The 22,503-nt window shown below is 61.8% G+C and carries 18 protein-coding genes; 14 read left to right on the top strand and 4 right to left on the bottom strand.

Annotated elements, in window-relative coordinates; translation table 11 throughout:
- The first annotated feature begins 115 nt into the window (after nt 1–115).
- Entirely contained in the window at nt 116–1,714 is a 1,599-nt protein-coding gene (locus MB901379_RS10445; protein WP_158016639.1) for a hypothetical protein, read from the top strand.
- On the opposite strand, the gene MB901379_RS10440 is transcribed toward MB901379_RS10445, so the two are convergent.
- The 3 genes from MB901379_RS10440 to rfbH are packed head-to-tail and all read right to left on the bottom strand — an operon-like array spanning nt 1,681 to nt 4,564.
- On the bottom strand, nt 1,681–2,181 hold the full coding sequence (locus tag MB901379_RS10440; RefSeq protein ID WP_158016638.1) for a GtrA family protein: 501 nt from the start codon (nt 2,179–2,181) through the stop codon (nt 1,681–1,683). The genes MB901379_RS10445 and MB901379_RS10440 overlap by 34 nt on opposite strands.
- Nucleotides 2,178–3,194, bottom strand: coding sequence for a CDP-glucose 4,6-dehydratase (gene rfbG, locus MB901379_RS10435; protein ID WP_158016637.1), 1,017 nt, complete (start codon nt 3,192–3,194; stop codon nt 2,178–2,180). Before rfbG ends, MB901379_RS10440 begins: the two co-directional genes overlap by 4 nt.
- A 2-nt stretch (nt 3,195–3,196) precedes the next feature.
- Entirely contained in the window at nt 3,197–4,564 is a 1,368-nt protein-coding gene (gene rfbH, locus MB901379_RS10430) for a lipopolysaccharide biosynthesis protein RfbH (RefSeq protein WP_158019081.1), read from the bottom strand.
- 152 nt (nt 4,565–4,716) lie between these two features.
- Here rfbH and rfbF point away from each other — a divergent pair, with 152 nt between their 5' ends.
- The 7 genes from rfbF (at nt 4,717) to MB901379_RS10395 (ending at nt 12,456) form a co-directional block, all read left to right on the top strand.
- On the top strand, nt 4,717–5,493 hold the full coding sequence (gene rfbF, locus MB901379_RS10425) for a glucose-1-phosphate cytidylyltransferase (protein ID WP_158016636.1): 777 nt from the start codon (nt 4,717–4,719) through the stop codon (nt 5,491–5,493).
- Nucleotides 5,490–6,446, top strand: coding sequence for a glycosyltransferase family 2 protein (locus MB901379_RS10420; RefSeq protein ID WP_232022038.1), 957 nt, complete (start codon nt 5,490–5,492; stop codon nt 6,444–6,446). The genes rfbF and MB901379_RS10420 overlap by 4 nt, the downstream gene beginning before the upstream one ends.
- Nucleotides 6,443–8,275 carry a thiamine pyrophosphate-binding protein gene (locus MB901379_RS10415; protein WP_158016634.1) on the top strand — a complete coding sequence of 611 codons (1,833 nt, stop codon included), beginning with the start codon at nt 6,443–6,445 and terminating at the stop codon, nt 8,273–8,275. Before MB901379_RS10420 ends, MB901379_RS10415 begins: the two co-directional genes overlap by 4 nt.
- 175 nt (nt 8,276–8,450) lie before the next feature.
- Nucleotides 8,451–9,251, top strand: a complete 801-nt coding sequence (locus MB901379_RS10410) for an aldolase/citrate lyase family protein (protein WP_158019080.1) — start codon at nt 8,451–8,453, stop codon at nt 9,249–9,251.
- A 187-nt stretch (nt 9,252–9,438) separates the two neighbouring features.
- Nucleotides 9,439–10,128 carry an SDR family NAD(P)-dependent oxidoreductase gene (locus tag MB901379_RS10405; RefSeq protein ID WP_158016633.1) on the top strand — a complete coding sequence of 230 codons (690 nt, stop codon included), beginning with the start codon at nt 9,439–9,441 and terminating at the stop codon, nt 10,126–10,128.
- A complete protein-coding gene (locus tag MB901379_RS10400; protein ID WP_232022037.1) occupies nt 10,119–11,207 on the top strand; it encodes a 3-dehydroquinate synthase in 1,089 nt (362 codons plus the stop codon). Before MB901379_RS10405 ends, MB901379_RS10400 begins: the two co-directional genes overlap by 10 nt.
- A complete protein-coding gene (locus MB901379_RS10395) occupies nt 11,179–12,456 on the top strand; it encodes an FGGY family carbohydrate kinase (protein WP_158016632.1) in 1,278 nt (425 codons plus the stop codon). The genes MB901379_RS10400 and MB901379_RS10395 overlap by 29 nt, the downstream gene beginning before the upstream one ends.
- Before the next feature lie 164 nt (nt 12,457–12,620).
- Here MB901379_RS10395 and MB901379_RS10390 read toward each other — a convergent pair whose 3' ends face one another.
- Entirely contained in the window at nt 12,621–14,216 is a 1,596-nt protein-coding gene (locus tag MB901379_RS10390; protein WP_158016631.1) for a glycosyltransferase family 87 protein, read from the bottom strand.
- 514 nt (nt 14,217–14,730) lie between these two features.
- Here MB901379_RS10390 and MB901379_RS10385 point away from each other — a divergent pair.
- From MB901379_RS10385 to MB901379_RS10360, 6 genes are all read left to right on the top strand, one after another.
- Nucleotides 14,731–15,426 (top strand): WbqC family protein, encoded by a 696-nt coding sequence (locus tag MB901379_RS10385; RefSeq protein WP_158016630.1) that lies wholly within the window; start codon nt 14,731–14,733, stop codon nt 15,424–15,426.
- Between the two features lie 662 nt (nt 15,427–16,088).
- Nucleotides 16,089–17,975, top strand: coding sequence for a thiol-disulfide oxidoreductase DCC family protein (locus MB901379_RS10380; RefSeq protein WP_158016629.1), 1,887 nt, complete (start codon nt 16,089–16,091; stop codon nt 17,973–17,975).
- A 237-nt stretch (nt 17,976–18,212) separates the two neighbouring features.
- Nucleotides 18,213–18,848: a class I SAM-dependent methyltransferase gene (locus MB901379_RS10375; protein WP_197717881.1), complete on the top strand. Its 636-nt coding sequence runs from the start codon at nt 18,213–18,215 to the stop codon at nt 18,846–18,848.
- The gene (locus MB901379_RS10370) at nt 18,845–19,510 is read left to right on the top strand and encodes an acetyltransferase (RefSeq protein ID WP_158016628.1); all 666 of its coding nucleotides are present in this window, start codon (nt 18,845–18,847) and stop codon (nt 19,508–19,510) included. The genes MB901379_RS10375 and MB901379_RS10370 overlap by 4 nt, the downstream gene beginning before the upstream one ends.
- 134 nt (nt 19,511–19,644) lie before the next feature.
- Nucleotides 19,645–20,793, top strand: coding sequence for a dTDP-4-amino-4,6-dideoxygalactose transaminase (gene rffA / locus MB901379_RS10365; RefSeq protein ID WP_158016627.1), 1,149 nt, complete (start codon nt 19,645–19,647; stop codon nt 20,791–20,793).
- Nucleotides 20,790–22,439 carry a mmar_2319 family lipooligosaccharide biosynthesis protein gene (locus MB901379_RS10360; RefSeq protein WP_158016626.1) on the top strand — a complete coding sequence of 550 codons (1,650 nt, stop codon included), beginning with the start codon at nt 20,790–20,792 and terminating at the stop codon, nt 22,437–22,439. The genes rffA and MB901379_RS10360 overlap by 4 nt, the downstream gene beginning before the upstream one ends.
- The last annotated feature ends 64 nt before the right edge of the window (nt 22,440–22,503 follow it).

Below are 22,503 nucleotides of genomic sequence, written 5' to 3'. Positions count from 1 at the left end.
CCAGGCGAGCGAACCGGCATCACCCGATGACCGTATTCTCGTCAGAGCGCGGTGAATACGTCAATGCCGAACCGGGTTTGCACGCATCGCCGGAGCTAGTAGCGAAGTCCCCCCTGTGACGGTGCTGGATGACAGGGTTGACGGTCGCCTGCGGTCAGCCCTTTGGTACCTCGCCGTTGCCGTCGGATTTGTAGCGATCACCGCGTTGCTGCGGGGCCAGCAGATCGGCGAGTGGAATTACCTCAACCCCGACGAGGCTGAGCTATTGGTGCAGGCACGCGCGGCACGCCACTCGCCGGTTCCGTTCAGCACCTGGATCACCGGTACAACCGGACCGTATTGGACGTTGTTCCTGACAGGCCTGGCCGTCCTCGGTGCGCCGCTGAACCTCGCGTTCGCCCATATGCTGGCCGCGGTCCTGCTCGGGCTCACCGCCGCCGCCTTGCTTGTCGTCGCTTCCCGCGCGATTGGTTTCGGTCTCGCGTGCGTGGTCATCGCCTGGTGGTGGTTCCCTGTTGCCGCGATTTTCCCGGTAGGCGACGCTGTGGACTTCGGCGCGCTCAGCACCGAATACCTGCCCACGCTGCTCGTCGTGATGTCGGCGTTGGTGAGGCGTGAGCGATTGGCGAAGCGGCCCTGGCTGTTCGCCGTCCTTGGCACGCTGGCCGGCCTCGCGCTCGGCGCCAAGTTCCAGGTCGCGCCCCTGGCCGTCGCATTCGCCGTGGCACAACTGATCGTGTTGCACACCAACACTAGACGCACTGTCGTATCACTGTTTTGGTGGCTGGCGGGCGCGGCGCTGCCCATCGCGGCGATCGTGCTGACGATCGTGGCCTCACCCGCGACCAACTGGGATCTCGTCGACCAGACCCTCTCCTTCCTGGGGTCCTATGCTGGCGGCCCTACCGCGCTGCAGAAACTCATCCACACCTGGGCCGCGTTCACCTGGGCAGCGGGTTATTTGCTGGTCTTAGTCGCCGTGGTCGTCTGGCTTGCCCGTCATAGCGACAGACGGTCCAACGTGGCCCGCATCGTGCTCATCGGCGGCGGATTGGTATCCGTACTGATCGGGGGCATGGGCTTCCCGCACTACCTCATCCTGCTGTTTGGGGCTCTCGGTCTGGCCGTCACGATGCCGGTCAGACCCGGTGCTCAACTGGTTCCCAAGCGGTTGTCGATACGTGTGCTGGCCTGCACGTTGGCCGTGGTCGCGGTCGTCATACTCCTGGCCGGCTATGTGATGGATCGCTGGCGACCACTGTCACCGCAACGGGCGATCGCAGCGCTTTCGGCCAATTCGGTCAACCGCAACTCCAGCATCGCCCGTGTGTGCCCGCCCGGCTCATCCGCCCTGGTCTGGGGCTGGGCGCCCGAGATCTACATTGCGCAGGACTGGCAAAGCACGATCCCGTACCCAAACGTGCTCGGCATGGCGATTAGTCCCGCCATCCGCGACTCCGCCGAGCCGGTGATACGCAGCGGAATCGACCGGGCTAGTTGCGTCGTCGACGCGACGAACGTGACGCGCCCACAATGCCCCGGTGTGCGCCCCGAGCACCCGCTCGGTTATTGCCTTCCGCCATCGGTGACGTTGCCCCGTATCTACCCGCAGCTGTCCGAACTGATAGGCGAGCAGTTTCGCACCGCCCCCATCACCGATGGCTGTGATGGTTGCACGCTCTACGTGCGCTCGATATTCGGCGCCTCGCCCTGAATTTCGGCGGCGCTGCGCCGAAACGAAAAGTGCCGGTGACCGAAATAGCTTAGGAGTGTCGCGGACGCGACAATGATCGCCTGCGCCGGTATCCGGGACATGCCCAGCTCAACCAGTAAGGGTAGTGCGATGGCATTGATGGCCAGGGCGGTGAGATAGACACTTTCGAACCGCACCAGATCGCGCAGCACGTGTCCGCGAACGCGGAATACGAACTGCCGGTGCATGACGAAGGCAAACAGGACGCTCAGCACATGCGCGATGCCGAGGGTTACCAACGCCGCGACGGTCTTGCCGAACCGGTGGTCGACGAATTGGCCCACCATCACCGAGCAGGCGACGAAGATCGCGAACCCAACCACCGTGTTGATTCCCCCGACCACCAAGAAGGCGACTCGCTGGTCGTGAAAGAGCCGGATCAATGGACCGGGCGGCGCCGATTCCGGTGGCAGGTCGAATTCGGTCATTCCAGGCCTTCGAATGCGGCGATCTGGTCCCGAGTTATTGCCAACGGATCGGCGCCGTCGTACACACGCCGCTCCCAGCCGATTGTCCATGCCACGGCATCGCGGAAGCCGAGCCGATTACGCCAGCCCAGTTCCGCCTCGGCTTTGCCGGCGTCGAGCGCAAGCAGATGCGCCTCGTGCGGGTGTTCTCCGCTGTCAACGTCCCAGTGGGCGCCGCCGCCCCACAGGTCGGCCGCCAACGTGGCCACCTGGCCGACCTCGACAAAGCTGTCGCGGCCCGGCCCAAAGTTCCACTGGCCCAAACCGGATCCGGCCAGCAGCGCGTCGGCGAGGGCGAGGTAGCCACTAAGGCAGTCGAGTACGTGCTGCCAAGGGCGCACGGCCCGGGGGAATCTCAGGCGTGGAGCCTGGCCCTGCGCGTAGGCGGCCACCAGGTCTGGGAATAATCGGTCGCGACTGATGTCGCCCCCACCGATGACGTTGCCAGCACGTGCAATGGCAGTGGGGCAACCGGGGAAGCTCCGGACCCACGATTGAGCCAATAGGTCAGCCATAGCCTTCGACGCGCTGTAGGGGTCGTCTCCACCCAGCGGGTCGGTTTCGACATAGCCGGCCTCTTGGTTGACGTTGCGGTAGACCTTGTCGGTGGTGATGACGACATGCGCACGCACCGAAGGGGTGGCGCCGACGGCCTCCAAGACGTTGAGTGTGCCCATCGCGTTGGTCTCGTACGTGTAGTGCGGGTTGCGGTAGGACTCGCGGACCAGCGACTGGGCTGCCAGGTGGATCACGACGTCCGGCGCGACCGCCTGTAACGCCGCCGTGGTGGCCTCGACCTCACGGATGTCGACTCGCAAATCGGACACGAGCTGGTCGGCAAGCCCGGCGCGCTTGAAAAGACTGCCCTGCTCCGGGTCGAGGGCCAGACCGGAAACCTGATGTCCGCGGCTAAGCAGGAGCAACGTCAGCCAGGGTCCCTTGAACCCGGTATGGCCCGTGATCAGGTAGTGCACGGCTATCGCGCGGCCTCGGCCATGTACTCGCGGATCGAATCCGCCACGAAGTCCAGCATCGGCCTGGTCAGACCCGGGAAAGTGCCCACCCAGAAGGTCCGATTCATCACAATGTCGGTGTTGGTCAGGTCGCCGACGATCCTGAAGTCAACGTTGCGATACGCCGGCTGCTTCACCAGGTTGCCAGCGAACAGCTGGCGAAAGCCGATCTTGCGCTCATCGAGGAAGCGCATGAACTTGGTGCGCTCCACCGGGTGCTCGGGATCGAGGGTGATCGGGAAGCCGAACCAGGACGGATCTGATTTAGGTGTGGCGACCGGCAGGATAAGTCCTTCGACCCCGGAAAGTCGCGCGCTCAGGTAATCGAAGTTTTCCTTGCGCGCTTGGACGAAGCCATCGAGCTTTGCCAACTGGGACAACCCCAACGCGGCCTGCATGTCCGTGGCTTTCAAGTTGTATCCAATATGGCTGTAGATGTATTTGTGGTCGTAGCCCTTTGGTAGATCGCCGAGTTGCCACTCGAACCGCTTCTGGCACGTGTTGTCGTTTCCCGGTGCGCAATAACAGTCCCGCCCCCAGTCGCGGAACGATTCGACCTGTTTGCGGACCAGTGCCGACTTGACGAACACGGCGCCACCCTCGCCGGTAGTGATGTGGTGTGCGGGATAGAAGCTCACGGTCGCGGTGTCGCCGAAACTTCCGGTGCGTTTGCCGTCATAGGTCGAGCCGAGCGCATCGCAGGAGTCCTCGACCAACCACAGACCATGCTCGTCGCACAGCTCCTGGACGGTGTCCAGGTCGAACGGATTGCCCAGCGTGTGCGCCATCATGATAGCCCGCGTCTTGGGCCCGACCGCCTCCCGGAGCCGCTCCGGCACCGCGTCGTAGGTCCCCAGCTCAATGTCGACGACGACGGGTCGCAGTTGGTTCTGGATGATCGGGTTGACCGTGGTGGGAAAACCGGAGGCCACCGTCAGCACCTCGTCACCGGGCTCCAACGGCCGCTTTCCGAACCTCTTCTTGTTCTTCCCCAGCTTTGGGCTGGTCAGCGCGCTCAGTGCACACAGGTTGGCGCTCGAGCCACTGTTGACAAAGACGGCGTCGCGGGCGCCCACATAGCGGGACAGCGCGCGTTCGAAGAGGGGATGGAACCGGCCCGCGGTCAACCATCCATCAAGTGAGGCGTCCACCAGCGCCGCGAAATCCTCGGCATCGAGCACCTTGCCCGACACCGGGACCGGCGTAGAACCAGCGATGAACTCCGATGTTGCTAGCTTGCGCTTTGCGTACCCGCGAACCGCCGCGAGGATGTCCTGGCGATCCTCCTCGAGCCCGTCCTCCCCGTAACCATCGGTATCGAGTCTTGAAATGAGTGCTCCTCAAGCGTTGGAATCCATACATTACGCCGCGATCTCGAAACGCCACCCTGCGTCTCGCGACATTGCTAGTGTGTCACCTGCGCGACGCTGCGTCAGCGAAACCGCTTCGGGGGAATGCATACATTGAGATTGGACACTCCATCATGAAAGCCGTGCTCCTCGCGGGTGGCCTCGGTACCCGTATGCGCGAGGAAACCGAGTTCCGCCCCAAGCCAATGGTCGAGGTGGGGGGCCGGCCGGTGCTGTGGCACATCATGAAAATCCTGGGGCACCATGGGATCTCCGAGTTTGTAGTGTGCACCGGATACAAGAGCGAGTACATCAAGGACTACTTCTCGAACTATGGGGTGTCCAATCTGGACTTCACCATCACCCTGGGCGACCAGTCGAGCATCCAGTATCACGGCTCGCACGACGAATTCAACTGGCGGGTGACCGTAGCCGACACCGGCTTGAGCACGATGACAGGCGGCCGGATCAAACGCATCCACAAGTACGTTGGCGATGAGCCGTTCCTGTGCACCTACGGCGACGGTATCGCCGACGTGGATATACCCGCGTTGCTGGAGTTCCATCGCGCACACGGCAAGATCGCGACGGTGACGGCTACCCAGCCGATGAGCCGGTTCGGGGTCATCGACCTGGAGCGGGACGGCGCGGTCGCAAAGTTCCGAGAGAAGCCGAAGACCGAAGACTGGATCAACATCGGCTACTTCGTCTTCGAGAAGGGCGTGTTCGACTACCTCGAGGGTGACGAAACCGTCCTCGAGGACAAGCCGCTGCGCCGGATGGCCGAAGATCACCAGATCGCCGCGTTCCCGCACCACGGGTTCTGGCAGCCGATGGACACCTTCCGGGAGTCGCAACTGCTGAATAACCTGTGGAACAGCGGAAACCCGCCGTGGAAAGTATGGGAGTGAGCGTGGGAGCAGGTGCGGGAACGAGGAAAAAGATCGCCGTGATAGCCCCCGCCTATAACGAAAGCGAATGCGTTGAGGAATTGGCGCGCCAGCTGGCCGCCGTGTTCGACTCCGAGCCTGCGTACGACTTCGAGGCAATCATCGTGGAAAACGGCTCCAGTGACGACACGATGGACAAGCTGCTCGCCATCCGCGCGGCCGACCCTCGGTTCAAGATCTTGCAGCTGGCCCGCAATTTTCGGATGGACGGCGGTCTGACCGCTGGCCTCAATGTGGTTGACGCCGACGCTGTTGTGCTGATGACCGCCGATCTGCAGGACCCGCCGGAGTTCATCCCGGAAATGATCCGTGCATGGGAACAGGGCTACGAGAACGTCTACGGAGTGGTCACCGAGCGGGGCGGCGTGGGACCTGTCCGCCGAATGAACTCTCAGCTGTTCTACTGGCTGGCGGGCAGGCTTACCGACGACCGGATTACCAGCAACGCCAGCGATTTTCGCCTTGTAGACCGCAAGGTCTATGAAGCGGTTCGTTCGATGGACGAGCGCAACCGGTTCGTGCGGGGGTTGTTCTCGTGGGTCGGTTTCAAATCGATTGGGCTACCGATGAAGCGGGCACCCCGCTTCGCCGGGGAGTCCAAGGCCTACACCTTCAAGGTGATGGACCTGGCGGGCAAGGGGATTCTCGCGCACTCGTATGTGCCACTAAGACTTATCACCCTCACCGGTTTCCTGTTGAGTGCCATTGCCGCAATCGCGGTGTTGGTACTTGCCGTGCGCTTCGTCTTCTATGGGGTTCCCTTCCCGGGCTTCGGCTCGCTGGTAGGTCTGATGCTGGTCGGCTTCGGGGTGGTCACCCTGCTCCTCGGGGTCGTCGGCGAGTACCTCGCGCTCATCTACGAGGAGGTCAAGCAGCGCCCCAACTTCGTCGTCACCCGAAAGGTGGGCATGTGAGTCCGGCCGCCGCGAACGCCCCCGCCCAGCCCGCCAAGTATTCGGATCAGCTGGTCGACTGGCTGGTAGGTGCCGGCTATACGCACTGTTTCTTCGTTGCGGGCGGCAACATCATGCACCTACTGAATTCGGTACGCACCCGGATGGTCTGCGTGCCGTTCGTACACGAGGTGGGTGCGGCGATCGCGGTGGAATACTTCAACGCCTCCCGCGGCCAGGGAGGCGGCCGTGCGCTGGCGCTGGTGACGGCGGGTCCCGGCATCACCAATGCGCTGACCGGGATTGCGGGCGCCTGGCAGGAAAGTCGTGAACTCTTAGTGTTGGGCGGACAGGTCAAGAGCAGTGATCTGAGCCGTGGCGTGGTGCGCCAGCGGGGTATCCAGGAAATCGACGGCATAGAGCTGGTCAGCAGCGTGACCAAGCGGGCACTTAGAATCGAGCATCCGGTGGGCCGCGAGCTGATCTTGGACGCCGTGCTCGACGGACGTTCACCGCGGCAGGGCCCGGTATTCCTCGAAGTCTGCCTGGACGCGCAGGCGGCCCTTCCGTTGCCCGGGCAGGATCCGGTTGCCATCCCCGAGGAGGCCGCTCAACCGGAGGTATCCGGAGCCGACGTTGAGCAGATCGCCGCGTTGGTGCGCGAGTCGGAGCGCCCGGTCATCTTGATCGGCGGCGGCGTTAGCCGCGGGGCAGTACGGGCTCTGGGTGAGCGGGCGGCAGCCGCCGGTGTACCGCTCATGACCACGTGGCACGGCGCGGACCGGCTGTCCAGCGAACACCCGCTGTATGCCGGACGTCCGAATACCTGGGGGCAACGAGCCGCCAACATCCTCATTCAGCAGGCCGACCTGGTGGTCGCAGTCGGCACCCGGCTGGGGTTGCAACAGACGGGATTCGCGTGGCAAGAGTTCGTGCCGATCGGGCGAGTCGTGCAGGTCGACATCGACGTCGCCGAACTGACCAAGGGTCATCCACGGGTCGACGTCGCACTGCGAGGAGACGCGGACCGCTTCTTGGCCGCCCTGTACGCCGCTGACCTTGGTGCCCCCGACGGCTGGCAGGCGTGGCGGGAGTTCATTGCGTCGGTGCGTGCCGAACTGCCGCTGAACGATCCACAGAACGTCACCGCCCCCGGGTACGTCAAGCCTTACGAGTTCGCGATGCGATTGGCCGAAGTTGCCGAGCCCGATGCCATCATTCTGCCCTGCAGCAGCGGCGGTTCGTTCACCGTCTCCATGCAGGCTCTACAGCAGCGGGCCGAGCAACAGCTGATCTCGAACAAGTCGATCGCGGCCATGGGCTACGGGCTGTCCGGAGCGATCGGGGCGGCCCTGGCCAACCCCGGACGTCAAGTGCTGTTGAGCGAGGGAGATGGCGGGTTTGCGCAAAACCTCCAGGAGCTCGGCACGCTGGCGGCGACAGCAGCCAACGTCAAGGTTTTTGTACTCAACAACAATGGCTACGCGTCGATCCGGATGACACAACGGAACTACTTCGGCGGCGCCTGGATCGGCTGCGATGCCCAGACCGGGCTCGGCCTGCCGAACTGGGAGGACTTGGCACGGGCATTCCGAATTCCGTTCGCGCGACTCGACGCCGCGGTCGGACTGGATGACCCGGTGATCCGCTCGCTGATGGATGGGGATGGCCCGGCGCTGATCGAGGTGCCCATCGACCCCGACCAGACGTACTATCCCAAGATCACTTCTGCGGTTCAGGCGGACGGCTCGATGAAATCGAACCCGTTGCACAGGATGAGCCCCGACCTTCCTGCCGATGTCGAGGAACGGGTGACCGCGTACCTCTGCGCTGCACTACCACAAGCCTGAACCGCTCGTTGGACACGATCACCGGGAAAGTACTTGTATCCGCACCGAGTAGGCTCAATCGCACGCTCAATTGCGCGCTCGGAGGCGGGTTTTCCTGCGCAAATTGGCCACGGGGCCGCGTGACCGGCGGTTATACTCGGCACACTCGTTGCGAGGCATTACCAGGGGAGGCATGGTGAACAAGACCGAACGGCAGATGGCCGAAATTCTGCGCGTAGGTAAGGAAAAACACGGCGTGGTGAGCGTCAAAGCGGAATTCGAGGCCGAGGGGACCCGCATTGACGAGTTGCTGCGTCTGGTCGATATCGCCCGTTCCGCGGGGCTGCCGCTGACCGTCAAGGTTGGCGGCTGCGAGGCCATGCGTGACCTATTGGAGGCCAAGCAAATCGGTGTGCGCTACATCGTCGCGCCCATGGTGGAATCCGCATACGCGCTATCGAAATACATCGCCGCCAAGAACGCCGTCTACGACGCGGACGAGGAACTCGACACCGACTTCTTGTTCAACCTGGAGACAATCACCGGCTACAACAACCTCGACGACATGCTTGAGCTGGCCACCAAAGGCCGCGGCGTGCATGGCATCGTCTTCGGCCGGGTGGACTTCACCGGATCGCTCGGCCAGACCCGCGAGACCATCAACTCGCCGGAAATCACCAAGTATGTGACCACCGTCGCCGAAAAGGCCAAGCAGGCGGGCCTGGACTTGGTCCTCGGCGGCGCGATATCCAGCGATACTCTCGACACCATCCGCGAGGTCGCCAACGTGCACCTGACTCGCTTCGAAACCCGCAAGGTCGTGTTCGACGGCTCGGCCGGCACCCTCGCCTCAATTGCCGACGGCTTGCTCAACGCGGTGCACTTCGAATTGCTCTGGTTGCTCAACAAGCGCGACTACTACGGCCACATCACCGACGAGGACGCGAAGCGGATCGAAATGCTCGACGCACGTTGGAAAGTCCTGAACCACCACTGAGAAGCCGCCCGCAGCGATCCAAACTGGCTGGCAGCCGGGGCAGCGCCGCGTTGTGCAAACCGCTGCTTGCACACGCGGCCGGGTTATCCCGCGACTTGCCCGCCGTGCAATGCAAGAAGGGAAGGCAAGCGTGACCAATTCCGGCCAGCCGCGCACACTCCTCAACGACCGCTGGTTCTGAAAACACGTGCCTTCCAAGTCGTCTTCCAGGGCTACGGCCAGGGCTCTTGTCACCGGCGCCGCCCGGGGCATCGGCCGCAGCGTTGCTGACACGTTGGAGTCCAAAGGAATCCAGGTACTCAGGCCTGGGCGTCAGGAACTCGATCTCGCAGTGCCGGAATCCGTCGCCGACTATCTCACGAATTTGGACCAAACGGTCGACATTTTGGTGCTCAATGCCGGCATCAACAATCCCGAACCGATGGAGACGCTTTCGGCGGATAACTGGTCAACCACACAACAGGTCAACCTCAACGCCAATCTGTTACTGCTGCAGGGCGTGCTGCCCGGGATGGCAGCCGAGGGGTTCGGCAGAGTGGTCGCCCTGTCCAGCGTTTACGCCCATCGAGCCCGCATGGGGCGGGTAGCCTACAGTGCCTCCAAGGCTGCGATCGAGGAAGTGGTACGCGCGGTCGCGGTCGAGTACGGGCCTTTCGGAGTGCTGGCCAACTGCGTTGCCCCGGGTTTCGTGCTCACTGATCTCACGTACCAGAACAACGACGCCAAACAGCTGCAAGCTCTGGCCGAGCGCATTCCGGTAGGCCGACTGGCCGAACCCGAGGAGATTGCTACCTTCATTTGTTGGCTGGCATCTGATGAGAACTCCTACATCACCGGCCAGTGCATCACGATTGACGGAGGTTTTTTGTGCGTGTGACCCAGGATCGGATGATCATCAAGTCCGAGCAGGGCGATTACCCGGTGGACTTCGTCGGGGAAGTCAAGCAGGTGCCCGAGCTCATTGATGGGGGCCCCGAGACCTTCGTGATCATCGATGAGGCGTTGGTGGACCTCTATGGCCAGGCTCTGAGTGGACTGTCGTCGTACCCGACCTATCGGGTACGTGCCGACGAGGAGAGCAAAACCCTTTCCGGTGTAAGCCTTTTCGTTGACTGGCTGCTGGAGAACAAGGCAACCCGGTCAGCACACATTGTGGCGATCGGCGGCGGTGTCATACAGGATGTCGCAACTTTCGCCTGTCACATCTACTACCGTGGAGTGGGGTGGACCTTCGTTCCGACCACGCTGCTTAGCCAGGCGGACAGTTGTATCGGAGCGAAATCCAGCATCAACGTGCTACCACTGAAGAACCAGCTCGGCGTGTTTCACTCACCCAGCCACGTAATCGTCTGCTCGGAGTTCTTGACGAGCCTGCCGCAGATCGAGGTCGACTCGGGCTATGGCGAAATCTACAAGCTTGCACTCACCAATGAGGGTGCCTTTTTCGACGAACTCACCGAAGCGTTAAGCGTTGGCGGACACCGCAACCCGCGTGTGCTGGAGATGATCCGCAACGCCTTGGAGAGCAAGCGACTGGTCATCGAAAAGGACGAGCACGAGTCCGATCTGCGACGAGTGCTCAACTACGGCCACAGCTTCGGCCATGCTCTTGAAGCGCTCACCCACAACGAGATTCCGCACGGACTCGCGGTGATGTGGGGCATGGATCTGATCAATTTCCTTGGGGTGAAGTGGGGACTGACCAACCCCGGAACGGCAGCCAGGGTGCGCACCGTCCTGGACGCCAACACCGATTACGCCATTCCCACCATTCCGTCAGCGCGAGAATTGGTCGACACGCTCAAACGCGACAAGAAGGTGCGCAAGGGTGTCATGTACTTCGCTGTGTTGCACGACGAGGGCGATCTGAGGATCGTGCCCAAACCGCTCGACGAGACACTTGTTGGCGAGGTCTCGGAATACTTGGATGGCAACCCCCTTTTCGCTGCTCGTTGACCTCGGCGCGACCTATGTCAAGGTCGCAGTGCTGCGCCCCGATGCCGGCATAGTCGCGGAGAGCAGCTCCCCTTTCCCCCCATTCACCTCACTCGATGGGCCGTACCGCACGCTGGACCCCGGCGTAGTCCTGGCCGCGGTCGAAGCGGCCATCGCATCCGCGTTGCCCCCGGCCGAGCGTCCAGAGCGAATCCTGCTCAGCGGCCAAATGCACGGTTGGACATTGACCGACGAGCACAATGTCCCGCATCTGCCGCTGGTCACGTGGCAGGACAACCGAGCGCTGCTCACTCGCGACGGAACCGCTCATCTGGATCGATTGCGCCGCAACTTCGCACCGGAAATCTGGCATGCCGTGGGCAACGAGCTGCGCTCGGGGTTGCCCGTAGCGGGTATTTTCGCAACCGATCTTTCGGCGATCGGCGGCCCGTTACGCGCGCACAGTCTGCTGTCTTGGGTGGCCGCGGCGCTGACCACGAAATCGGAGTTCGTACAACACGTCACCGACGCAGCGGCCTCCGGAATGTACGACCTCGGGATCGGATCGTGGTCCGAGCAGATCACGGCATTCGTCGGCGGCTCGCGACTGATCTTGCCTCGAGTGTCGTGGGTGGCGGAGAGGATCGGCGTCCACAAAGGTTCGGGCGCGGCCGTTTACACCCCGGTCGGAGATCAGCAGGCGGCGCTCCTCGGCGCAGGACTCGGCGCGGGTATCACCGCCTGCAATATCGCGACCGGCGGCCAGGTGGCCCGGCTCGCCCTCGAACCCGCCGGCGTCCGCTGCCAGATCAGGCCCTACTTCGGCGGGAGGTTGCTCCACACCCGGACCCATTTGCCAGCCGGGCGAGCGTTAACGCAGGGTGTTGCGCTGTTGTCCCGCGGTCGCGCAGACGACGCGGCGTGGCGATGGGCCGCCAACGCCGCCGCCATGCCCGCACAGACCGGTCTTCCCCGCGCGCACCCGCTCTTCCATACCGTTGACGGGGGTGGTTGGTCGGGCATCACAGCGGCACACAGCGCCGAAGACCTGGTCCGGGCACTGGTCGCTGCCGTCGCGGCGCCGTACATCGAGGGTGCAGCGGACGTCGGGTTCCGACCGCTGGACGAGCTCCTGTTCTGCGGCGGGGTGGCCCAACGTTTCGCGCCGCTGCGCGCCGCAATCCAGGCGGGCCTAAATCGGCCGGCAAAGGTCGCACCCAAGGGTGACATGGCCCTGCGAGGACTGGCACTGCTGGCCGGTCAGCTGTAGAGATGCGAAACGAGCCGAGCTGTTCGGGCGCCGGACATTCCCCGGTTGATGGTCACCGCTCCGAAGATCGGGCGGTGTGATCGCCACATCGCAACTCCGCCACCATCATCGCCAATCCGGGCGGCCTGCCGGTAACCATCCGGATGGCGGGTCCGACCGCAGCGCTACCCGGGCCGTCTGGCATCCGAAACCGAGGGAAGCTTCCGACCGCTGGCGGAGACCGTTTGGACGTCGGCCACAGTGTCGTTCGGATTGACCGCTGCCGTGGCGACCGCCGGTGTTGCCGGTTCATCCGATCTTTCAAGCGACCTTTCGACCGACCTTGCGACCGTCGCCAATGCGACGGACGCGTCCGCGGAGGCTACCCGAGCCGGTTTGCGTGCATACGACACGATGATCACCATGCACGCGACCAACCACAACGCCGGCGAAAGGACCGCCGTGGTAGTGATGACCGGACTTGTGCCGAATGCCGTCAGAACCCCCGGCTCACCCGCCACCGGCACCGGAAACGACGGGCCGGGTACGGCGACGTGGGCAAGGCTTAACGCCGCAGCGACGCTGACGCTGATTCCGACGGCGCGACGGCCGCCGCCGAGGCGGTCGAATATGCCGGCTCCAGGCGGCCCCTCGGGGTCGCGGACCACCAACGCCGCCACCGCCAAGACGAACACCAGGTAATAGCGGTAGGTGACAGCCGGGAAGAGTGAGGCAGCGGCTAACAGCACGATTCCCGCGGTGACCGGCGGGATGCGCCGCCCGAGAACCAAAACGGCCACGACGACCAGCAGCAAGACGGCGTACCCGATCAGGGCTCTGGGAGCGGCAAAGTAACCGTCCGGTAGCGTGCCGCCGGTCTGCAGGAGCTTCAACCCGTCCGGGATCCACATCAGGGCCTTGCCGAAGGACACGTTGCCGACGCTGATCTCGTCGCTGAAGGCGCCATAGCCCAGAGCATTGTGAATCGACTGCGAGATCGTCTCCGGTAGATTGCTCGGCCACAACAGATACGCGGCCAGGTTGGAGATCACCGCTCCGACAACCGCGATCCCACCCATCCGCCATTGCCGTGCCGCGAACAAGGCGACTGCTAGCACAACAAGCTGGGGTTTTAACAGCGCGGCCAAAATCACCATGATGGTGACGAGCCCCCACCGCCGTCGGCACAACGCCACCAAGAAAAACAGCGCGATCGGCGCCAGAAAACCCGTCGAATTACCACGATCCACAGCGACCCAGGCCGGGATAGCCGCCACGCCCAACGCCAAAAAGATCACCAGGCGCTCAAGACCCCGCGCACCCCGGCTGGCCCATACGGCGGGGGTAAGGACCGCGATCACCAACGTCAGCAGGTAGCAGAACAACCCCACCTGCGGCGTGTGCAGCCATTTGCCGATAAGCCCGAACAGCAGAAACGGGACCATCGCCGCTGGCGGGTAGGGATTGCCCGGCCAGTTCGCTGGACCCAGATGTTCCCAAGGATCTGGCCGAAGCGCGGCGGTCGCTTGCCATGCGTAGTCGCTGAAGCAGTGCCGACCGAAACTGATGTCCCAGTCAAGCCAGCAGTCCTGTGGGACGTAGAGCAGCGAGCTGAACACGTCGATGGAGAAGTACTGGACGTAAATAATGCCCGTCACCATCGACACCGCCGACGTCAGCAGCACGGTACCGAGTAGCAGCGTGCGTGGGGATTGCCGAGCTAGTCCCACGGCCTGCTGCCGGACCGCCGTGACCCCCGGCACCTCCCCAGGTCGACTCACGTGTGCTCTCCATTCGGATCCGAAACTCCGCAAGAGCGGGCGCCCAGCGCACCCCCCCAGGGGGTAAATCTAGTGCGCATGTCGTTCTGTCGGGGAGAATTCGACAAATCTTGTTGTGACGAACAGGGCTCTTGTTGTGACGAACAGGGCCTTCGGCTCACCGCTTCCGTGGACGTTACCTACCGCGACCAAATGTTAATGCTCGATCAACACATCATCGCGGTTCCGGCCGTGAGCTGCACGGGGACGCGACGGGTTTGACCGCGACGCGTCCAGATCCCGGATGAGGGCGTGGAAATTGAGCCGGAACGCACAACGCAATATTCCACACCCGGGGGAACTCCCCCCACGGATGGTTTGAAGCGCACAATCGGACGAGCCGCAGACGAGAACCCAACCGGGCGCTGCGCTCACACTTACCCTCTCCCTTTAATCGCAATAGGTGCGGTCTATGATACAATTTTTTCGATTTTAGGGGCCCGATAATTTCTCTATCCAATTTGGAGATTTGCCGTTGAAGAGAGTTGCGATTGTTCAATCGAATTATATTCCCTGGCGGGGGTATTTTGACATGATCGCATTTGTCGATGAGTTCATCATCTACGATGACATGCAATACACAAAGCGTGACTGGCGGAACCGGAACCGGATCAAAACCAGTCAGGGACTGCAGTGGATGACCGTTCCCGTGCAGGTCAAAGGGCGCTACCACCAGAAGATCAGGGAAACCCTCATCGACGGCACTGACTGGGCAAGGTCGCACTGGCGAGCCCTTGAATTCAACTACAGCGCGGCGGCTCATTTCGGGGAGATCGCCGAGTGGCTCGCGCCAATTTATCTCGAAGAGCGGTTCGCTAATCTCTCTCTACTCAACCGGCGACTGCTAGAGGCCATTTGTGGATATCTGGGCATCGAAACCCGTCTAACGAATTCATGGGACTATGAATTAGCCGACGGCAAGACCGAAAGGTTGGCCGACCTCTGCCGGCAAGCCGAAGCGACAGAATATGTCTCGGGCCCGTCGGCCCGCTCTTATGTCGATGAGCGCGTTTTCCACGACCTTGGGATCCGGCTCACCTGGTACGACTACGACGGCTATCGTGAGTATGCGCAATTGTGGGGAGCGTTCGAGCCGGCCGTGTCAATTCTGGATCTGCTCTTCAACGTGGGCGCCGAGGCGCCGGACTATTTGAGGCACTGCCGCGGGTGAAAGCCTCCATCGTCTAGACCGCTTGGTTGCCGAGCACGCGCGCCAGCGGACCGCACCCCTAAAGTTGCGCTGATGCAACACGATCCAACATGACAATCGTCGAACCGTACCGCGCGGCAAATGGTTTTCGACAACCGACGGGTCTAGTCGGCCAGGATTTCGGCTGGTTCGCTTGCCGGGTAATCGGATTCGTGGCCCGTTGGGCACCACCATCACTCGGCGGCGGTCCCGGATCCGGAGGTTGCTTCGCCGCCGAGCGCGGCGTGCGCCCAGGCCGCCGCGGATGGACACAACTAAAGTGGTTTCCGTAGTGCCGCAAAGATTCTGCCGGCGCAGGGCTCGCCCGGGCCGCATTCGGCCGCGCCCATGGCACGCAGCCACATTGAATCGTTCAGCGAGACCCGGGCACGCGATTTCTCAACCGCGCAACACTTGGCCACCCAGTCGGCCGGTTGACTGTCGGCGGCTTCGAGCAAGACCCCGCCGTCGTCATCTCGGCGCCGGACCACCACCGCAACCCCCAGCACCCCGCGCCGGTAACCCGTTGGCCTGCGCGATCGATCGAATCCGGACAACCACCCGGCTCGACATCGAGTCGGCGCGCCAGCGGGATCCAGCAGTACCGAAGAACCTTTCATCGGAATCGAGTAGAACTCTTAGGCATGAGTCCCTACGTCTACTTCGTCTTCTTTCTCACCCTCGCCACCGCTTTCCTGGTGGTGCGGTTTTGCCGACCGGTGGCAGCGCCGATCGACGCCTGGGTGGCGAAGGTTGGACGCAAGGCTCTTCCCTCGACCGCTGTTGAGGGACCAAAGTTCGCGCTGATCCGGGTAGGTTTCGGGGTAGTCCTATCCTGGCGTGCGGCCGAAGTGTTCTGGTATCTGGCCCCGGCGGACTACCACGATTCACACATCCTGTTGTTTGCCATCCTGAATCTCGTCGCCGGCGTCGCCGTCCTCCTCGGCTTCTTGTGTCAATACGCGCTGATCTTTCTCGTGGTCATCCAATGGCACCTTGGTGAGCTTGTACTCGGCACAAGCACACTGGGAAACGACGTCGCCGCGGTTCTTGCCGTGCTCTTGCTGTTGGTGAACAGCGGACGGAACTTCGCGTTGGACGGGTGGGGGCTGAAGCACTTCCCCCGACTACGCCGACCACTACTTTATTATGCTGGCCCACCAAGTCCGGCAAGCATAACGACGGCTAAATGGCTGGCGCTCTTCTCCTTCTGGCTTATCTGCCTGTATTCGCTTTCGATGCACCTCAACGAACCTGCTTGGAAAACCGGTACCGCCGGACCGCTGCTATTTACCAATAACTTCATGACCGGCCCTCACGAGGCTCTGGGGCAGCTCTTAACGGATAACCAGTGGGCCGTCTTTGCGGCCCGTTTGGCGCTGTGGTCAATGATGCCTTGGTATGCGTTGCTGGTACCGTGCGTATTGATCGGGTCCATCACGCGCGCGTATGCAATCGTCTGGGGCTTATCGTTTTTCGTTTTCAGTCTGGTCTTGTTGAAGCTCGGGTGGCTCGCGGAAATTGAGCTCCTCCTTTGGGCGGCGATCTTTTGGTCAAGGACGGGGATCACCACCCCAAGGGAATTCTCCGTGGTGTTCGACGATAAGAACAAGCTGTGCAACCGAAGTGGCCAGTTTGTACGCATGGTCGACATCTTCGATCGCATTAAGCTGGTACCCGCTGGCAAAGATCTGGATTGGCTGCAGTCGTTTGGGATCAGTGAACAGCAGACGATGGACCATCCGCAGGGTGTCGATGAGGCTACCGGCGACGTGCTCTCGGGGTACGACTGCTGCACCAGGGTGGCGCGCAATGTGGTTCTGCTTTGGCCGATGTACCCCATTCTGCTGATGGGCAGATGGTTGCGCTTCGGAATCGTGGCCTACGACTGGATCGCGAAGCGCCGACACACATTGTCGGGTGTCTCCCCTGCGTCGTCTCGCAAACGGCCCACGCTTTCATCGGGTGTTGCCCGCGATGACCCTGCACAGCTGACCGTCGCGCGGGCCGTACTGCTGCACGCCACACTTCTCGGCGTGTTCTTTCTGGTGGCCATTCCCGCGCCCTTTCTCGGGCACCAGGGCCGGCCCAATCCGCTCGCCGAGGGCGCGCATATCTACGGCATGGCACCGATCAACGTCTTCAACGAAACCGATCTGCGGATGGCCGAAAACTGGTTTACCTTGTCTCTGCTGTCGGACGCTCACGAGACGCTACTCCCGATCTTGGCCGAAGATGGATCACGGCTGGGCTACCACGCCTCGGACCGGGTCTACTTTGGCAAAACCTTGCAATGGCGGCGACGCCATATCGGTCAGTCGGGGTGCTTCTTTCCGCAAGACGAAAACGAGATGCGCTATCTGACAAGCATTTACTTGCGCAAACAGGACCTCCCGCCGGGCAGCTATCGCGTGCGCTACCGGCAGTACTTCGAGCCCTTGCCAACGTCTGGGCTGATTACCCACAACCGATACCAGCGCCAGCCCCGCCAATTGCGCTGTACAGACGACTTTTCGGTGACATGGCCTTAGCCGTCCTACATCCGAGACCCCCGACAAGGTGCCGCTCAATACGGACCGCGACAACTCAGCCCGAACAAGATATCCGGGTCCCGCTGGCACCCACGAAACGCCTGGAATCGCACCGCCGGCCGCCATCTAGCCGCTATGCGGGATGGTCGTCTTCGTTGGAGTCATCATCGGCGGGTATCTGTCGAAGGTATATTCCGAAACCAGGCAGCGAACCCTACACGATCGTTAGGCAGGTTCATGGCGGACGACGCAACGACCGTGCTCGGCGAGGTGGCCCGCTACTACGCATCGAAACTTGTCGAGCATGGCACCACGGCACGTGGCGTCGATTGGAACGGCGAAGTCAGCCAGACGCTGCGCTTCGAACAACTGCTGCGCATTGTCGATGTTGCAGATCGTTTCTCGATAAACGATCTGGGGTGCGGGTATGGAGCGCTGCTGGACTACCTCGATGGGCGTGGTTTCGAAGTGGACTACACCGGGGTCGACGTCTCCGCCGAAATGGCTCGTGCCGGCGCGCGACGCTTCGAAGGCCGGACGGATGCCGACTTCGTCTGTGGATCCCACTTGGATCGGGAAGCCGACTACAGTGTTGCCAGTGGGATATTCAACGTTCGTCTCGAACGGTCGGACGCGGAGTGGCGAAATTATATTGAGGCGACCCTAGATATGCTACATGCCGCGAGTCGCCGCGGCTTCTCCTTCAACTGCTTGACGTCCTATTCTGACGCCTCGAAGATGCGAGACGACCTTTACTATGCCGACCCCTGTGACCTTTTCGATCTCTGCAAGCGCCGCTACTCCAAGAGCGTTGCACTCCTGCACGACTACGGACTCTACGAATTCACAATTCTGGTTAGGGAGGCGCCATGAAAAAACCATTGGTGATTTTCGGGGGCGGCGACATTGCGCAACTCGCCCACTACTATTTCACGAGAGATTCGGAATATGAAGTCGTGGCATTCACCGTCGATCGCGAGTATGCCAGCGAAGCTGAGTTCTGCGGGGTGCCACTGGTCGCCTTTGACGAGGTCACACAACACTTCTCGCCCGAATCGCACGCCATGTTCGTGGCGCTGGCGTACGCCAAACTGAACGGGGTGCGAAGAGAAAAGTATCTAGCCGCCAAGGCCCTCGGCTATGAGCTCGCCAGCTATGTCAGCTCGCACGCTACCATCTTGAACGACGGGCGGATCGGAGACAACGTCTTCTTGCTCGAAGACAACACGATTCAACCATTCGTCAGCATCGGAAACAATGTCACGTTATGGAGTGGAAACCACATCGGACACCACTCGACGATTCGCGACCACAGTTTCCTGGCTTCTCATATCGTCGTCTCCGGCGGTGTGATGATTGAGGAGCAATGTTTTATCGGCGTCAATGCGACGCTGCGTGACCATATCACCGTCGGTTCGAAGTGCGTGATCGGCGCGGGCGTCCTGCTGCTCGGCGATGCCGCCCCCGATGGGCTCTACATAGGCCCCGCGACAGAGCGCCGCCCCGTGCCAAGCACGGGGTTGCGGAAGATATGAAGAATACTGAGGGTATGCATCGATCCTGGAAAACACTCCGGATCTTCAGACCACCGAGGGAATTTCCTCTCCTAGTCGGGCACACAATCGTGCCGAGCGCCGAACATCGCTCTGGTGCTTGAGAGTTGGCGCATATGGGGGATCACAAAATTCCATTCAACCGGCCGTATATGACCGGTCAGGAGCTCGACTACATCGCCGAAGCCCACTCCGGCGGCCACCTCGCCGGCGACGGCCCCTTCACCCGTCGCTGTCACGCCTGGCTCGAAGAGCAGACCGGCTGTCGCAAGGCGCTGCTCACTCCTTCGTGCACCGCCGCGCTGGAGATGATGGCTTTGCTGCTGGACATAGCCGAGGGGGACGAAGTCATTGTGCCGTCATTCACCTTTGTCTCCACGGCGAACGCGTTCGTATTGCGCGGCGGCGTGCCCGTCTTCGTTGACATTAGATCCGACACACTCAACATCGACGAAACCCAGATCGAAGATGTCATCACGCGGCGGACCAAAGCAATCGTCCCTGTTCACTACGCTGGCGTGGCCTGCGAGATGGACGCGATCATGTCGATCGCCAGGCGACACAACCTCGCCGTGGTCGAGGACGCCGCCCAAGGCGCAATGGCTTACTACCGCGGCCGGGCACTCGGCAGCATCGGTGACCTCGGCGCCCTCTCATTTCACGAAACCAAGAACGTGATTTCGGGAGAGGGAGGCGCCCTACTGGTAAACACCGAAGAGTTCATGTCCCGCGCCGAGATCCTCAGGGACAAAGGGACCAATCGCAGCCGCTTTCTGCGCAAGGAGGTTGACAAATACACCTGGCAGGACAAGGGGTCCTCTTACCTGTCAAGCGAACTGATCGCCGCCTTTCTTTGGGCTCAGTTCGAGGAAGCCGAGCGGATTACCCGCTGCAGATTGGACTTGTGGAACCACTACCACGAAAGCTTCGAACCGCTGGAACGGCGCGGCCTACTACGTCGCCCAATCATCCCCGACGGATGCTCGCACAACGCCCATATGTACTACGTTTTGCTGCCGCCCGGCGCTGATCGCGCGGAGGTACTGGCAGCTCTGGCTGACGAAGGCATAAACGCCGTCTTTCATTATGTGCCCCTTCATGATTCGCCGGCCGGCCGGCGCTACGGCCGCACCAACGGCGACCTGCGCGTCACTACGGAGCTGTCTTCTCGGCTCATTCGCCTGCCGATGTGGGTGGGACTTCAGGAGACGGACCAGAACCGCGTCGTCGACGCGCTAACGCGCATCCTGACGTTCCGCGCATGAATGAGCGTGACGTGACAGATCCCGCCGCTGCCACCTCGGGGCAAGCCGACGAAACCAAGTCGTCGGCGCCCCTTTACCGCGCTCTCGGTGCCACCGGCGTCGCCTTCGCCTGTCTGGGCGTCTGGGCGTTATCGCCGATCTACCCCGACGAGATCGCCTATCGACAACAGTCTGGACGCGTCGTCCCTGACCACGGCGTCGTTTATGGCCTCTACGAGATGTGCCCGTCCAACGTCAAGGCGGTGCCGGTCGTCCTCGAACCCGTCGCATGGCTGCTATCGCAGACCATGCGCATGTTATCGCCGCTGGAGATGCGGATTCTGTCTTTCGCGGCCGTGCTGGCCGTGGTGTTCACGGTGGTCCGTCAGACCGCAGGCAATCGGAATCCGGGCGCCGGCTATTTGGTCCTGGCTTCGTTTGTCGGCGTCGCCGGGGCCAGCCTGATCTTCGTCCGATATGAATTTGCGCTCGAACTCCAACTACTCTCCTGCCTGGTGGCCGCCGGACGGCTGACGAGGCGACGAACCGGCATCCCAGGAGACCTCGGCGTCGCCCTCGGATTGATCCTGGCCGCCGCGCTGTCTGTGTGGTCGCACATTCAGGGTTTGCTTTTCTTGCCTCTCACGTCCTACCTGTTGGCGCGGCTCGCCGTTCGCCGATTTGGGTCGATCGGATTGCTTGCAGGAATCGTCCCATTAGCGCTTTTCGTCCCCCCGGCTCTGACCCTGCATCATCCGGTCTGCACCGAGCACCCGGAGATCGAGGCGTTCTGGCAAAGCCTGGCCTTTGACGACTCCAACTTTGGGGCGCGGCAGCTAGCTCTGCTGCTGTTCCACAGCGCGCGCTCCTATGTCGGCAGCTTTGTCTATGCGCCTCTTTTCCCGATCCGGTTTCTCCCGGGCGTCGCATCGAATGCCCCCATCACGGCGATGAACATGCTGATTTCACTGGTCATCATCTTTATGGCCGGGCTTGTCCTGTGCATCCTTGCGGTGTCGCTGTTTCGCTGGTGCAAATCCTTCCGACTCCCCCTGAGAAACATCGCGCCAACCAAGCTATTCGAGGAGAATCAGCCGTTCGTCATCGCTGCACTGATTGCACTCCCCGTGCTAATCCTTTTTGCTTACGACGCACAAAACGCTTTCTACAGAAATTCCTACTTGAATCACTTGATATCCGTGGCCGCCTGCTTGATACTGGCATCGTTTTCCGGCCCCGTCGCACTTCGCTTTACTAAAGGCGCATCTGCGATCATAGGAATCGTCGTCGGGGCATCGCTTGTTTTCAACGCAGTGTTATTTGTTCCGCGGCTCGCGAACGGGTACGAAGGCCCATCCTTGTCCGTTCTGCGCAGGTGGTCTCAGGCGTCGCACGACACTGAAAAACTGGCTCGGCTGTGCAAGATGGACCTACGGCGGGGCCGTATTATTGTCGATGATTTCACACAGGCCGGTGTTTACTCCAGGAAGATGACGATTCCGATAACGTATTTGCATCTCCAGGCAAACCTCATTGGCATGAGCACCCACGACGCAGCGATCAGCGTCAAGGCGAACTATGCGATCCTTCATTGTCCCTACTTTGACGTCCTGGACATTCGGCCACAAGCCAGGATCGGTGAAGTCTGCTGCTATACGTTCGGCTAGACCTATCAGCCAAGACCCAGACCCGGGCAATACCCGCTGCACGCACCCGCGCGAGCACTCGGTC

Origin of the sequence: Mycobacterium basiliense (assembly GCF_900292015.1) — a bacterium.
GTDB lineage: Bacteria > Actinomycetota > Actinomycetes > Mycobacteriales > Mycobacteriaceae > Mycobacterium > Mycobacterium basiliense.
Note: the sequence above shows the minus strand (reverse complement) of the source record. Positions and strands in the feature narration are given on the sequence as shown.

Coding starts and splice junctions, on each gene's coding strand:
- MB901379_RS10440 (WP_158016638.1), bottom strand. CDS start 2,181: ATGACCGAATTCGACCTGCCACCGGAATCGGCGCCGCCCGGTCCATTG.
- rfbF (WP_158016636.1), top strand. CDS start 4,717: ATGAAAGCCGTGCTCCTCGCGGGTGGCCTCGGTACCCGTATGCGCGAG.
- MB901379_RS10395 (WP_158016632.1), top strand. CDS start 11,179: ATGGCAACCCCCTTTTCGCTGCTCGTTGACCTCGGCGCGACCTATGTC.
- MB901379_RS10380 (WP_158016629.1), top strand. CDS start 16,089: ATGAGTCCCTACGTCTACTTCGTCTTCTTTCTCACCCTCGCCACCGCT.
- MB901379_RS10375 (WP_197717881.1), top strand. CDS start 18,213: ATGGCGGACGACGCAACGACCGTGCTCGGCGAGGTGGCCCGCTACTAC.
- MB901379_RS10370 (WP_158016628.1), top strand. CDS start 18,845: ATGAAAAAACCATTGGTGATTTTCGGGGGCGGCGACATTGCGCAACTC.
- rffA (WP_158016627.1), top strand. CDS start 19,645: ATGGGGGATCACAAAATTCCATTCAACCGGCCGTATATGACCGGTCAG.
- MB901379_RS10360 (WP_158016626.1), top strand. CDS start 20,790: ATGAATGAGCGTGACGTGACAGATCCCGCCGCTGCCACCTCGGGGCAA.